The 14,470-nt window shown below is 39.7% G+C and carries 11 protein-coding genes; 10 read left to right on the forward strand and 1 reads right to left on the reverse strand.

Annotated elements, in window-relative coordinates; all coding sequences use genetic code 11:
* Nucleotides 1–10: 10 nt before the first annotated feature.
* The 7 genes from FGL90_RS08875 (at nt 11) to rbfA (ending at nt 9,658) form a co-directional block, all read left to right on the forward strand.
* Nucleotides 11–4,339, forward strand: a complete 4,329-nt coding sequence (locus FGL90_RS08875; protein WP_147657740.1) for a PolC-type DNA polymerase III — start codon at nt 11–13, stop codon at nt 4,337–4,339.
* A gap of 122 nt (nt 4,340–4,461) precedes the next feature.
* Nucleotides 4,462–4,935 (forward strand): ribosome maturation factor RimP, encoded by a 474-nt coding sequence (rimP, locus tag FGL90_RS08880; protein ID WP_029327532.1) that lies wholly within the window; start codon nt 4,462–4,464, stop codon nt 4,933–4,935.
* 18 nt (nt 4,936–4,953) lie between these two features.
* On the forward strand, nt 4,954–6,093 hold the full coding sequence (gene nusA, locus FGL90_RS08885) for a transcription termination factor NusA (protein ID WP_010619718.1): 1,140 nt from the start codon (nt 4,954–4,956) through the stop codon (nt 6,091–6,093).
* A 27-nt stretch (nt 6,094–6,120) separates the two neighbouring features.
* Nucleotides 6,121–6,420, forward strand: a complete 300-nt coding sequence (rnpM, locus tag FGL90_RS08890) for an RNase P modulator RnpM (protein ID WP_010619719.1) — start codon at nt 6,121–6,123, stop codon at nt 6,418–6,420.
* On the forward strand, nt 6,410–6,712 hold the full coding sequence (locus FGL90_RS08895; RefSeq protein WP_010619720.1) for a L7Ae/L30e/S12e/Gadd45 family ribosomal protein: 303 nt from the start codon (nt 6,410–6,412) through the stop codon (nt 6,710–6,712). The genes rnpM and FGL90_RS08895 overlap by 11 nt, the downstream gene beginning before the upstream one ends.
* Before the next feature lie 17 nt (nt 6,713–6,729).
* On the forward strand, nt 6,730–9,279 hold the full coding sequence (gene infB, locus FGL90_RS08900; protein ID WP_010619721.1) for a translation initiation factor IF-2: 2,550 nt from the start codon (nt 6,730–6,732) through the stop codon (nt 9,277–9,279).
* 19 nt (nt 9,280–9,298) lie between these two features.
* A complete protein-coding gene (gene rbfA / locus FGL90_RS08905) occupies nt 9,299–9,658 on the forward strand; it encodes a 30S ribosome-binding factor RbfA (protein WP_010619722.1) in 360 nt (119 codons plus the stop codon).
* A 210-nt stretch (nt 9,659–9,868) separates the two neighbouring features.
* Here rbfA and FGL90_RS08910 read toward each other — a convergent pair whose 3' ends face one another.
* Nucleotides 9,869–11,086, reverse strand: a complete 1,218-nt coding sequence (locus FGL90_RS08910; RefSeq protein WP_147656464.1) for an IS110 family RNA-guided transposase — start codon at nt 11,084–11,086, stop codon at nt 9,869–9,871.
* Between the two features lie 327 nt (nt 11,087–11,413).
* Between FGL90_RS08910 and truB the strand changes: the two genes are divergently transcribed.
* The 3 genes from truB (at nt 11,414) to hrcA (ending at nt 14,457) form a co-directional block, all read left to right on the forward strand.
* Nucleotides 11,414–12,325, forward strand: coding sequence for a tRNA pseudouridine(55) synthase TruB (truB, locus tag FGL90_RS08915; RefSeq protein WP_010619723.1), 912 nt, complete (start codon nt 11,414–11,416; stop codon nt 12,323–12,325).
* A 29-nt stretch (nt 12,326–12,354) separates the two neighbouring features.
* Nucleotides 12,355–13,296, forward strand: coding sequence for a riboflavin biosynthesis protein RibF (gene ribF, locus FGL90_RS08920; RefSeq protein ID WP_010619724.1), 942 nt, complete (start codon nt 12,355–12,357; stop codon nt 13,294–13,296).
* A 120-nt stretch (nt 13,297–13,416) separates the two neighbouring features.
* Nucleotides 13,417–14,457 (forward strand): heat-inducible transcriptional repressor HrcA, encoded by a 1,041-nt coding sequence (gene hrcA / locus FGL90_RS08925; protein ID WP_147657743.1) that lies wholly within the window; start codon nt 13,417–13,419, stop codon nt 14,455–14,457.
* Nucleotides 14,458–14,470 lie beyond the last annotated feature (13 nt).

Below are 14,470 nucleotides of genomic sequence, written 5' to 3' on the forward strand. Positions count from 1 at the left end.
GGGAAGCAAGTTGGCACTTGATCATCATGAATTATTTATAAAACTCCTTGAACAACTTGATTTAAAGGATGAAATTGACAAAGATTATTTTAAAAACGCCGAGATTGAAAAACTGGAAGTTCACGAGCAATCGAAAGTCTGGCATTTTTATTTTAAGTTCGACCAAATTTTACCTTTTACAGCTTTTTTGACTTTACAAAATCAACTTCACATACAGTTTCAGCCAATTGCTAAAGTTGAGTACTCGATTACTGCGGCCAGTTCAGAACTTTCTAATCAATTATTAGGTGATTATTGGGAATGGATTGTGAATAACAGTGGTATTTCTTCATCAATGACGCAGGAACTTTGTAATCACCAGGTGCCTTCTCTTCAAGATTCTCGTGTTATTCTCTTAGCTGAAAATGAAATCGTGAAAAATTTCTTGACTGGACAAGCGCTTGGACCTATCGAATCGAAGTATGTTGAAGTTGGATTCCCAAAATTTTCAATTCACACGATGGTTGATGAAACTGCTTCTCAAGCTAAAATTCAGGAATTTAAACAACAAAAAGAAAAAAAGGATTCTGAACTAGCTAAAAAAGCTGCCGTTGCAATTGAACAAGCTAACCAAAAACGGAGTAAATCCAATGGGACTAGTTCACACACAGGATTGGGCCAGATTGGTCGCAAGATAAAAGATTCTGAAGAAATTACCCAGTTAATTGATATTCAAGATGAGGAACGATCAGTTGTCATTCAGGGGTACATTTTTGCGAAAGAAGTCAGAGTCCTGAGATCTGGTCGCCAACTTTTAACACTGAAGATTACTGATTATTCTTCCTCTATCGTTGCTAAGAAGTTTTCTAGAGATGAATCAGATGAAGCCTTGTTTGCAGACTTTGATGAGGGAGACTGGGTTAAAGCTCGGGGTAGTGTTCAGGAAGATAATTTCATGCGTGAACTCACCTTAAATGCGTTTGATATTAATCAAATTAAGCATGAGGATCGTCAGGACACTGCGCCAGAAAACGAAAAACGAGTTGAGTTGCATTTGCACACAACAATGAGTCAAATGGACGCAACGAATAACATTACCGACTATGTGAATCAAGCAAAAGCTTGGGGACAATCTGCCATTGCAATTACGGATCACGCTGGCGTTCAAGGATTTCCTGAAGCATTTCGGGCCGCATCTGCAAATGATATTAAGATGATTTATGGCGTTGAAGCTAATTTAGTAGATGATGGGGTTCCAATTGGTTACAACGATGCGCATATTCCGTTAAAGGATGCGACTTATGTTGTATTTGACGTTGAAACAACTGGGCTATCTGCTATTTATGACAAGGTGATTGAACTTTCAGCCGTCAAAATGAAGAATAAAAATGTGGTTGATCAATTTGAAGAGTTTATTGACCCTGGCTTTCATTTATCCGATTTGACGTCTAATTTGACGAGCATTACGGACGACATGGTTAGAGGATCAAAATCTGAAGCCGATGTCTTTAAACTTTTCCAGGAGTTCTGCGGGGATGCCATCATTGTTGGTCATAATGTTACCTTTGATGTTGGATTTATGAATACGGGCTATCGTCGTCATGACTTACCAGAAATCCAAAATCCAATCATTGATACATTGACGCTTGCTCGTTTCTTATACCCAGACTTAAAGAGCTACCGACTAAATACCCTGGCCAAACGGTTTAAAGTTTCGCTGGAGCATCATCACCGAGCAATCTATGATGCTGAGTCAACAGGACACTTAAACTTCTTATTCCTGACGGACGCCGAGGATCGTTATGGAATTCAGTACCATGATCAACTAAACGATCATATGAGTGAAAATGATGCATACAAGCATGCACGGCCATCACACGCCATTATTCTGGCAAAAACGCAGGCTGGGCTAAAAAATTTATTTAAATTAATTTCATTATCAAATGTTTCGTATTATTATCGCGTTCCCAGAATTCCGCGAAGTCAATTGACTCGCCTGCGAGACGGCCTAATTATAGGGTCTGCTTGTGATTCTGGCGAAGTATTTACAGCAATGATGCAAAAGGGTTGGGATGAGGCGTTAAAGGTTGCCAAGTACTATGATTACCTTGAAGTGCAGCCTCATGCAGCTTACCAACCTCTAATTGATAGTGGCCTAATTCAAAACAAAAAGCATTTGGAAGAAATTATAAGCAACATCGTAAAATTGGGTAAAGAACTAGATGTGCCGGTCGTTGCAACTGGTGACGTTCACTATTTGAACCCCGAGGATGCTATCTATCGAAAAATTCTGATTCATTCTCAAGGTGGCGCTAATCCGCTAAATCGTCAAGAGTTACCGGACGTGCACTTTAGAACGACCGATGAAATGCTTGAAGATTTTGCCTTTTTAGGTGAGGATACTGCAAAGCAAATCGTCGTGACGAATACAAATAAAATTGCCGATTCCGTTGACGACGTTCATCCTTTGAAGGACAAGCTATATACGCCAAAAATGGAAGGCGCTGAAGATGAGATTGAACAGCGGACGATGCGGACTGCTCATGCATTTTATGGAGAAGAATTGCCACAAATTGTCCAAGATCGACTCGATAAGGAATTAAAGAGTATTATCGGAAATGGTTTCTCGGTGATCTATTTAATTGCTCAACGACTTGTTGCAAAGAGTAATAAGGATGGTTACTTAGTAGGTTCTCGTGGGTCAGTTGGTTCTAGTTTAGTTGCCACGTTAACGGGAATTACTGAGGTTAATCCACTGCCACCTCATTATCGCTGTCCAAACTGTCAATACTCCCATTTCTACACAAATGGAGAATATAGTTCAGGTTATGATTTACCAAGAAAGAAGTGCCCGGATTGTGGAACGTACATGATCGGGGATGGCCATGACATTCCATTTGAAACCTTTTTGGGATTCACTGGGAATAAGGTCCCTGATATTGATTTGAACTTCTCTGGTGACTACCAGCCGATTGCCCATAATTACACGAAAGTATTATTCGGTGAAAAAAACGTGTATCGAGCTGGGACAATTGGAACGGTTGCCGACAAAACAGCTTATGGATACGTCAAAGCGTATGAAAGAGATACAGAGCAGACGTTTAGAAACGCTGAAATTGACCGTTTGGCAAAGGGTGCGACAGGTGTTAAAAGGACGACCGGACAACATCCAGCTGGAATTATTGTTGTCCCAGATTATATGGATATCTATGATTTCACACCAATTCAGTATCCAGCAGACGATCAAAATGCGGCATGGCAAACGACTCACTTTGATTTCCATTCTATTCATGATAATATTCTGAAAATTGATATTCTGGGTCATGATGATCCACGAATGATCAGAATGCTCCAAGATTTGTCCGGAATTGATCCAAAATCGATCCCGATGGATGATCCTGGCGTTATGGCACTATTTTCAGGTACTGACTCAATTGGCGTAACACCAGAACAAATCAATTCCAAGACTGGAACGTTAGGAGTTCCAGAGTTTGGAACGCGGTTTGTTCGAGGAATGTTAGAAGCAACGCATCCAAAAAATTATTCAGAATTGCTACAAATTTCTGGATTATCTCATGGGACGGATGTGTGGTTGGGTAACGCGGAAGAGCTTATTAAAAATGGAACGGCAACAATCGCTAACGTTATTGGTTGTCGGGATAACATCATGACCGACTTGATTCATTGGGGAATGGAGTCCGAAATTGCGTTTCAAATTATGGAGTACGTTCGTAAAGGCCGTGGTATTCCAGATGAATGGCAAGCGAAGATGAAGGAAGCTGATGTGCCAGACTGGTACATTGATTCTTGTTTAAAGATTAAGTACATGTTCCCAAGGGCTCATGCGGCGGCGTATATTTTAATGGCGCTAAGAGTTGCCTACTTTAAGGTCTACTTTCCGATTATCTACTACGCGGCTTACTTTTCTGTTAGAGCAGAGGATTTTGATGTTGTTGCAATGTCACGTGGTAAGGAATCAGTTAAAGCGAAGATGAAAGAAATCACAGACCAAGGAATGGACGCATCAACCAAAGATAAAAATTTGCTAACAGTGCTGGAATTAGCTAATGAAATGCTGGAGCGCGGTTTCGATTTTAAGATGATTGATATTAACCGTTCTGACGCTTCTGAATGGATAATCGATGGAAGCACACTTATTGCACCATTTGATTCTGCTCCAGGTCTTGGCTCAAACGTGGCAAAGCAAATTGTTGCAGCCCGCGAGGATAGGCCGTTTATTTCCAAGGAAGATTTAGCTAAGCGAGGCAAGGTTTCGAAAACCTTGATTGAGTTCATGACTAATAATGGGGTACTTACTGATTTGCCAGACGAAAATCAGCTGAATTTATTCGATATGTAAGGACTTAGAATTGAACATTGTCATTGGTTGTGGTAATATAATGGTATTAAATAAAATTCGGAGGGAGTGAGCAGGAATGCTCGCTCTTTTTATTGCAAAAAATAGTAAGTGGAGGCATGAGTGTGAGTAGTGTCGTTGAAACAGTTACACAGATTGTAAGTCCAATTGTGGACGCGCATCAGTTTGAACTTGTTAACGTTGAATTCGTTAAGGAAGGTGATGGCTGGTATTTAAGAGTTTATATTGATAAGCCTGGTGGAATTACGATTGAGGAATGCGCTATGGTGAGTGATGAATTAAGTGAAAAGCTTGATGCCATGGATCCAGATCCAATTCCACAAGCTTATTTTCTGGAGATTTCTTCGCCAGGAGCTGAGCGACCTTTATTAAAGGAAAAAGATTACCAAAATTCGATTAATAAGTATGTCCACGTTTCGCTCTATCAACAAATTAAGGGTGAAAAAGTATTTGAAGGCTACTTGCTTTCAGTATCGGATGCAGAATTAACGCTGAAAATTAATCAAAAAGGGCGTATCAGTAATTTGGTCATTCCCAGAGAAAAGATAGCAAAAGCGCGATTAGCTATTAAATTTTAAAAGAGGAGAAAGATATCAATGAGTAAAGAATTATTAGGTGCATTAACTTCTCTTGAACAAGAAAAGGGCATCAAAAAGGAAGTTGTTATTGACGCACTCGAAGCAGCGTTGGCATCAGCTTATAAACGAAATTACAACCAAGCACAAAACGTTGCAGTAGAATTTGACCAGAAGAAGGGCGATATTCACGTATTTGCCGTTAAAAAGGTTGCTGAAGAGGTAGTTGATCCCCGACTCGAAGTAAGTCTAGAAGAAGCAACGGGTATTAACCGTGGCTACGAGCTTGGAGATGACATCAAGTTTGAAGTAACGCCCAAAAACTTTGGCCGAATTGCCGCTCAAACGGCAAAACAAGTCATTATGCAACGGGTTCGTGAAGCTGAACGATCAATTATTTTTGATCAATACAGCCAATACGAAAACGAAGTCATTACTGGTGAAGTGGAGCGTCAGGACCATCGCTTTGTCTATGTTAATTTAGGTAATGTCGAAGCCGTCATGAGTAGCCAAGATCAGATGCCAAACGAAACCTACCGCATGCATGATCGAATCAAGGTATTTGTTACGGAAGTTGATAATGCTGCCAAAGGACCTCAAGTATTTGTTAGCCGGACCGCTCCAGGACTTCTAAAACGATTGTTTGAAGAAGAAGTACCTGAAATTTATGATGGAACAGTTGAAATTGTTTCTATTGCGCGTGAAGCGGGTGATAGAGCAAAGGTTGCAGTTCGGTCAAATAGTTCAGATATTGATGCTGTTGGTACCAGTGTGGGACCCAAAGGCCAACGAGTTCAAACAATTGTTAATGAACTTGGTGGCGAAAATATGGACATTGTCGAGTGGACTGACGATCAAGCCAAATTCATTGCCAATGCGCTGAATCCTGCTGAGGTAGTCGATGTCATATTTGATGAGAATAATGAGCGGGCTTGCACCGTTATCGTGCCAGACTATCAACTTTCTTTAGCAATTGGTAAACGCGGACAAAATGCACGTTTAGCAGCTAAATTGACTGGATTTAAGATTGACATTAAATCAGAGACTGAAGCAGAAGGCCTATTTTCTGATAGACAGACTAGTGAAGCTAGCGAAGAGCCTACACCAGAAGATAATGAAAGTGCTGAAGACGATACAGCAGCATCTGATGACCAAGAATAAGTTAGTTAGTATTAAGGAGGCCTGAATATGAAACAAAGAAAAGTGCCTTTACGAAAAGACATTGTAACTGGTGAAATGGCACCCAAACGTGAATTAGTCCGAGTTGTTAGGGATAAAGAGGGACAGGTTTCTCTTGACCCTACCGGTAAAAAATCTGGTCGTGGTGCCTATGTTTCTTTGAACGTCGAAGTTGCAAAACAAGCTAAGCAGAAGCGAACCTTTGACAAGGTGTTTGAAGTTAGTATTCGTGATAGTTTTTATGATGAATTAATTGAGTATGTTGATCATCAACAGGCTAGAAAAGAATTGTTTAGCGATGAAAAATAATGATTCGTTTTTAAATTTTCTTGGAATTGCTAAGCGAGCTGGTAAACTAGTTCTTGGAGAGGACCTAGTTTTAAAGGCAATTAAGAAAAACGCCGTTCAGTTAGTTATCCTGGGTTCGGATACAGGTGCGGCATCTGCAAAAAAAATAAACGATAAATCAAATTTTTACCGAATTCCAATTATTGACGACTATGATAAAAGTCAATTAACGATGGCTATTGGAGTTGAACGGACGGTTGTTGCCGTCAATGATCAGAATTTTACAAAAAGGTTATTAGAACTATCGAAATAAAAGAGGAGAGTGAAGTTATGGGAAAAAAGCGAATTTACGAATTAGCAAAAGAACTTAATATTTCCAGTAAAAAATTGCTCGATATGGCAAATGAAAAAGGATTTTCAGCTAAGAATCATATGTCAACACTAGGTGAAAATGAAGAACGTCAAATTCGAGACAGTTTGAAATCAAATACTAAAGCGACTGCACAAAATAATACGAAGGCAACGACGACTAAGCCTGCTACTTCATCGTCAAGTGCAACTCCAGCACATAAAACGACATCAACGACTAGCAGACCAGCGCAACAAAGTCACGCTACCAATCGACCAAGCACTTCGACTGATAATAGTCATCGTTCAACGAATGCTAATCAGAATCACACAACCCATTCAAGTAGCAATGGGAGTCGCCCAAACACAACTAACCAACATTCTAACCAACATTCTTCAAGCCAGAATCGACCTGTTAATCACAGTTCGAATAATCAACACCAGGGTCAACGCCCAAGCTCAAATAATCAAAACCGAAATTCAACAAATAGTAACTCGAATAATAACCACAGTACCTCAAATACCCGTAATTCAAGTAACAATACGCGTAGTTCAAATGCCAACAGAAATAGTGGATCAGGACGTTTTGGCGGCAGCTTGAATAGTGGTAGCAACAGTAGCAATAATAATAGCGGAAATCGTCGAAATAATCGTAACAATAAGAATAATCGACGTCGAAATAATAATTTCGTAAATAAGTACAGTAAAAAGAATCAACGAATTAAGGATGTTAACAAGCCTAAGATTGCGCCAGAGCGTAAGGATAAGGCGCTTCCTGAAGTGTTAAATTATCAGGTGGGCATGAACGCTCAAGAATTAGGTAAGTTCTTGCATCGTGAACCAGCAGAAATTGTAAAGAAGTTATTCATGTTGGGCGTCATGGTTAACCAAAACCAATCTCTTGATAAAGATACAATTGAGATTTTGGCAGCAGATTACGGAATTAATGCAGAAGAAAAGGTTGAAGTAGATGTATCAGATATTGATAAGTTCTTCGAAGAAGAATCAAACAATACTGAAAATCTTGAAAACCGACCTCCAGTTGTAACAATCATGGGTCACGTTGATCATGGTAAAACAACGCTTCTTGATCACTTGCGTCACTCTCACATTACAGAAGGCGAAGCTGGTGGGATTACCCAAGCTATCGGTGCTTATCAACTTAAGCATAATGGTAAAACAATTACCTTCCTTGATACACCAGGGCATGCTGCCTTTACTGAAATGAGAGCTCGAGGAGCAGACATCACTGATATTACTGTTCTAGTTGTTGCCGCTGATGATGGGGTAATGCCTCAAACTATCGAAGCAATTAACCATGCTAAAGCAGCTAAGACACCAATTATCGTGGCTGTTAACAAGATTGATAAGCCAGGTGCAAATCCTAACCATGTTATCGAGCAATTAACCGAGTATGGCTTAATTCCAGAAGACTGGGGTGGCGATACGATCTTTGTTCAAATCTCAGCCAAATTTGGGACGAACATTGACGACTTGTTAGACATGATTTTGTTGCAAGCTGAAGTGATGGAATTGAAAGCAAATCCTGAACAACATGCTGCTGGCTCAGTCATTGAAGCAGAACTTGATCAAGGACGTGGTTCAGTTGCCACCCTCTTGGTTCAACAAGGAACAATGCATGTGGGTGATCCAATTGTTGTTGGGAGCACATTCGGTCGAGTTAGAACCATGACAAATGAGCATCACAAGGCAATTAAGAAGGCCACTCCATCAACACCAGTTGTGATTACTGGTTTAAATGATGTTCCTGATGCTGGTGATCGATTCGTCGTCTTTGATGATGAGAAGACCGCTCGTTCAGCTGGTGAGGAACGTGCTAAACAATCCTTAATGAAGGAACGAAGCGCCACAAACCGAGTTACCCTTGATAACCTCTTTGATACAATGAAAGAGGGGGAAATGAAGGAAGTTGACGTTATTATTAAGGCGGACGTTCAAGGTTCAGTAGAAGCACTTGCTGGAAGTTTGAACAAGATTGAAGTCGAAGGCGTTCGGGTTAACATCATTCATACTGCTGTTGGAGCCATCAACGAAAGTGACGTAACTTTGGCAGAAGCAAGTAATGCAATCATTATTGGTTTCAACGTTCGACCAACCCCTCAAGCAAAATTGCAAGCTGATCAAGATCAGGTTGATATTCGATTACATCGAGTTATTTACAACGCAATTGATGAAATTGAGCATGCAATGAAGGGTAAATTGGAACCAACTTATGTAGAAGAGGTCATTGGTGAGATTGAAGTTCGTGAAATCTTTAAGGCTTCTAAGATTGGGACGATTGCTGGTGGAATGGTAACAGATGGTCGCGTTTCAAGTGACAGTGATGTTCGTTTGATCCGAGATGGTGTTGTTGTCTATGAAGGAAACCTTGGAAGTCTCAAACGATTCAAGGATGATGTCAAGGAAGTTAAACAGGGACATGAACTTGGGTTAACAATCGAAAACTTTAACGACATCAAGGTTGGAGACGTTGTTGAAGCTTATGTTATGAAAGAAGTTCCAATCGAATAGTGATTGAAGGTGAATAAAAATGGCACATTACCGATTAGGTCGACTAACTCAAGAAATTCAAAAAGAAGTTACTGATATCTTACTCAAACGGGTTCGTGATCCGCGGGTAGAAGGTGTGACAATTACTGGGGTAGACGTTACTGGAGATTTACAACAGGCAACCATTTACTACAGTATTCTTTCTGACAAGGCATCTTCTGCTGAAAAAACGGCGGAAGGCTTAGATAAAGCAACGGGCTTAATTCGAAGTGAATTAAGTTCCCGGTTGAACATTTTTAAATCACCGGAGCTTAAGTTTGAACGTGATGAATCTGTTCAGTACGGAAGTCATATCGATGAATTGCTCAATAAGCTTCATCGTGATGATCCTAAATTATAATTTTGAAGCATCCTCAAAATTGAGGATGCTTTTTTCTACGATTAGTCAAGAGAAACCTCTATTTTATGGGGTTCTCTTTTTTTTGAGCAGTACTTTAAGATTTTTTCCCGTGTTTTATAGATTGTATTACCGAATAAATGTATGATAAATAGCACCTCTGGTGTTATTGATTTTTTGAGGTGTTATAATTGTGTGTGAATGAATTATGATTTATTTCTCTGGTGAGAATTGTGCTGAATCATATAATTCATTATTTTTAATTAGGTGGTAGATGGTCCTAATCAGACGTCCCATCGCAGCTATGGCAATCTTCTTAGTGTGTGATTCACTAGAAGATTGCTTTTTGCGTTGATAAAAAATACTGATATTCGATGGATGATATTTGGCGACACTCATCATGTTTAAGACAGCTTTAAATAATATTTTTCTTGCATATGGATTACCGCGCTTTCGAATATGCTGCATCATCTCGAAATCCCCAGATTGATACTGGATCAAATCAATTCCAACGTATGCATTAATGGCATTGGAGCTATGAAATCGGCTAATATCACCTAACTCAGCTAAGAGACAAACTGCTGTTTTAATACCGAATCCCGGAATTGATTCTAAGATTGGGATTTCGGCAAGTAAGCTTGAAATCTTAGTCATTTCCTCAATAATATCTGCCTTAAGTCCGCTTAAGTGTTCAACCTCGTTAGCTAGATAAATAACGGAGTGAACTGCGTGAGCGTTGTAATCAACTGCGGGGGCAGATTGACTTGCCAAATCATGAAGATGCCTAGCTAGAGCGAATGCACGCTTCTCACTCATGTTTTTTGGTGTAGCCTTTAAAATGAATTGGGCTAACGCTGGTAATTCGATTGCTAATACAAGGCTGGCATGTGGAAATTGTTGCACGACGTGCCAATACAATGCACCATCGGTCGTGCTTATAAATTGTTCCACCTCTGGGAAAGTAAGCTGCAACTTTTGATGTAATCGATTTTTAGCTCGTACAATATCTTCGTTGAATTCTTGATAGGTTCGCTCCAAGTCGTGAAGCTCGCCATACACAGCTTTTTCCTTAAAGGTCGACTGATAATGATGTTGTGCCATTGCCATTGCTAATGAAACGGCATCTAACCGATCATTTTTATTATGCCTAAACCCATCCATGTCTTTTTTTGCTGCTAATGGGTTAATTTCCGTATAATTCCAATTTTCCCTTTGAAGAAAGGACCGTATACTTCGGGAATAGATGCCAGAAGATTCAAAAATTACCTTCGGCGATCTAAAACTGTTAAGCGCATCATCAAGTATTTTGTAACCTGGTCGGTTATTGGTTATTTTAAATTCTTTAAACGTCCTGCCATCAATCAAAATGGCTACGTTTGAACTATGTTTACTGACATCAATACCAAATATGATTTCCATATCAAGCATCATCAAACACCACCTACATAAAAGTTGTATTCATCGATTCACTCATCTCAATTTTCAATACACGACTTTAATAGCCAACAGACTTCGAGCGAGCTCATTGGTGAACCGGATGAAGTTGCCGTTTTTTGTTACGACGTCACCGTAAGGTGCGCCAAAAAGCAATTCGACATGTCAACTTCATTTCCACTTTAACAGAATATAAAAGTGGTGAATCATAATTCCGTCGAATTATGATTCACCACTAATGTTAGTCAGTTTTTGAGTCAAATTTTAAATTTGATATGATATAATTAAACGATTATCGTATCTACTAATTAAGGAATGAAATCTATGAACGGAATAATCCCACTTTATAAAGAACGTGGCATGACAAGTCATGACTGTGTCAATCAATTAAGAAGAATTCTACACACCAAAAAAATTGGGCATTCAGGCACACTTGATCCAAATGTAGATGGCGTTTTACCAATTTGTGTGGGTAGTGCGACAAAAGTGGTCGACTACTTGATGACCTTTGGAAAAACATACAGAGGCACGATTACCTTGGGATTTTCGACGACAACGGAAGACCTAGATGGAGATGTTGTTGAAGAAAGAAAATTACCGGAGCCGTTTAATGATGATCAATTAGCATCTGCTATGGCGATGCTGACTGGCGAAATTATTCAAATTCCGCCGATGTATTCTGCGGTAAAAGTTGATGGTAGAAAACTTTATCAATATGCACGTGCTGGCAAAGAGGTTAAGCGACCAGAACGAAAAATTATGATTTATGCCTTTACGCAATTAGGAACGACTAAGTTTGATAAGGAAACTGGGCATCAAGAAGTTCATTTTGAGGTGCGATGTTCAAAAGGAACCTACATTAGAACCTTGGCAGTTGATCTAGGCAAACAACTTGGAGTTCCAGCAGTTATGTCGGATTTAAGCAGAATTTCAAGTGGTGGTTTTGACGTTAAAGAAACGGTAACCCTAGATGAAATAAAGGATGCGGTTGACGAAGAGAACACCGACTATTCATGGCTGTATCCGATTAAGCGCGCACTTGCTAAATATCCCGAAGTGCCACTAACTGATGAGCTCTGGGACGCTGTTAAGCATGGTGTCTGGCTGTATTCTGAAGAAATAGACACGACGGAACCAGTTGTTGCTTTGAGCTTTAATGGGGAAATAAAATGTTTGTATCAATTGATGGAAAATAAAACACAATATAAGCCACTTAAAATGTTTAGTACACAATAAACAATATTACTTGGTAGGAGGCAGTTGACTTGAAAGTCATTAACATTCATCACCCGCTAAATTTAAATTTAATTGATGAAGGTCCAGTTGTTTTGGCAATGGGCTTTTTTGATGGGGTCCATAAAGGACATCAGGAAGTTATTAAAGCTGCTAAGAAAGAAGCAGATAAATTAGGCGTCAAATTGGCGGTTTTAACCTACGACCATCATCCAGAGGTTGTTTACAGACGACTAATGCCTGAGGACACAAAATATATTACGCCTCAAGAACGGCGGCTCGCTTTGCTAGAAGAATTTGGCGTCAATTTAGTCTATTTGGTTAACTTTACTGGAAGTTTCTCAGCACTTTCACCTCAACAGTTTGTGGATCAGTATATTTGTGCCTTGCATCCGACGACTGTCGTTGCTGGATTTGATCATACTTATGGTGCAAAGGATTCCGATGCAGACATGGCTCACTTGGCTGAATATGCTCAGAACCGATTTAAGGTCATCACGGTTGGTGAAAGAGAACAAACTGGGGACAAGGTCAGTTCAAGCCGAATCAGGGATGCTTTAGATGAAGGTGACTTAGCCAAAGTAAATCTTCTACTAGGCTATACGTTCCAGACAAAGGGCGTTGTCGTTCACGGATTTGCTAGGGGGAGAACGATTGGATTTCCGACAATCAATATCAATCACCCCGAGGATCAGTGGCTTCCTGGAATTGGTATTTATACAACGAGGGTTAAGGTTGGGGACAAATGGGTTAATGGAATGGCGTCAATTGGTAGAAATGTGACCTTTGGAGAAGGCCGTCCAGTGACCGTCGAAATTTACCTACTAGATTTCACAGGTAACCTATACGGTGAAAACGTGGCAATTGAATGGTTCACGAGGCTCAGAGGAGAAGTTAAGTTTTCTGGTGCAGATGCACTTGTCACTCAACTTAATGCAGATGAAGAAAAAACACGGGAATTTTTTAAAAATTAGCACTCAATAATAGAGATTGCCAAAAAAGTCATGTATATTCTTGACTTTCTATTTCGCGTTTGCTACATTGTATATGTGTCTTAGCACTTATGTTAATCGAGTGCTAAAAGAGGTGATATCATGTTAACGGATAGACAAGAAATGATTTTGAGGGCGATTGTTAGAGATTATACCAACAACGGTGTTCCAGTTGGATCGAAAGCACTGGTTGAACAATTACCAGTACACATCAGTTCAGCAACAATTCGAAATGAAATGGCAGTTTTAGAATCAGTCGATTTAATTCGAAAAACGCATTCATCGTCTGGAAGAATTCCTTCGATGAGAGGCTATCGATATTATGTCGACCATTTGGTTAGACCAGACGTTGTAAAAGATAACGATGTTGATTTGATTAAAACGTCGCTGGGTGGTGACTTTCAGAAGATTGATGAAATTGTGGCACAATCGGCGACAATTTTATCTGATCTTACATCTTACACAACGTTTACGTTAAAACCAGAGTTAAAGAATAGTCGACTTAGCGGTTTTCGATTAGTACCATTAGGGAATCGACAGGTCATGGCAATTCTAGTGACTGACAATGGGGATGTTGAGAACCAGACGTTCAGTGTGACTCATAATGTAACAAGTGAGCAACTTGAAGCGGTCGTTAGAATTATTAATGATCAACTGGTTGGGCTTCCTTTGGAAGATGTGGTTGAAAAGTTAAAGCTTCAGATTCCAGCGGAGGTAACCCGTTATATGCAAAAACCAGAGGGATTTCTTAGAATCTTTGGGGATGTTTTAACTCGTGCTTCTCAGGAACGCTTTTATGTTGGTGGTCGAATGAATGTGCTCGATTTTTCTGAGCAGACTGACATCGACACTTTAAGATCAATCTATTCATTAATGGATCATACAGATGATATTGCTGAAGTTTTGGGTGAGCCGTCTAACCAAATTCAAGTTAAAATTGGCGATGAAATTTCCAATAGCGACTTGCTTAAAAACTACAGTTTAATCACGGCAACGTATGATGTTGATGCACATGGTAAAGGAATCATCGCACTATTGGGGCCAACTAGAATGCCTTATTCAAAAATGATTGGTCTAATAGGTGCATTTAGAAACGAGTTAGCAAGCAAATTAATTGAATATTATCGTCATTTTGACGAATAAGAGGAGGTTATTG

The organism is Secundilactobacillus malefermentans, from assembly GCF_008033155.1.
Taxonomy (GTDB): Bacteria; Bacillota; Bacilli; order Lactobacillales; family Lactobacillaceae; genus Secundilactobacillus; species Secundilactobacillus malefermentans.

Bases quoted from the DNA above. Each gene is read 5' to 3' on its own strand.
- nusA (WP_010619718.1), top strand. From the start codon at position 4,954: ATGAGTAAAGAATTATTAGGTGCATTAACTTCTCTTGAACAAGAAAAG.
- rnpM (WP_010619719.1), top strand. From the start codon at position 6,121: ATGAAACAAAGAAAAGTGCCTTTACGAAAAGACATTGTAACTGGTGAA.
- FGL90_RS08895 (WP_010619720.1), top strand. From the start codon at position 6,410: ATGAAAAATAATGATTCGTTTTTAAATTTTCTTGGAATTGCTAAGCGA.
- infB (WP_010619721.1), top strand. From the start codon at position 6,730: ATGGGAAAAAAGCGAATTTACGAATTAGCAAAAGAACTTAATATTTCC.
- rbfA (WP_010619722.1), top strand. From the start codon at position 9,299: ATGGCACATTACCGATTAGGTCGACTAACTCAAGAAATTCAAAAAGAA.
- FGL90_RS08910 (WP_147656464.1), bottom strand. From the start codon at position 11,086: ATGATGCTTGATATGGAAATCATATTTGGTATTGATGTCAGTAAACAT.
- truB (WP_010619723.1), top strand. From the start codon at position 11,414: ATGAACGGAATAATCCCACTTTATAAAGAACGTGGCATGACAAGTCAT.
- hrcA (WP_147657743.1), top strand. From the start codon at position 13,417: ATGTTAACGGATAGACAAGAAATGATTTTGAGGGCGATTGTTAGAGAT.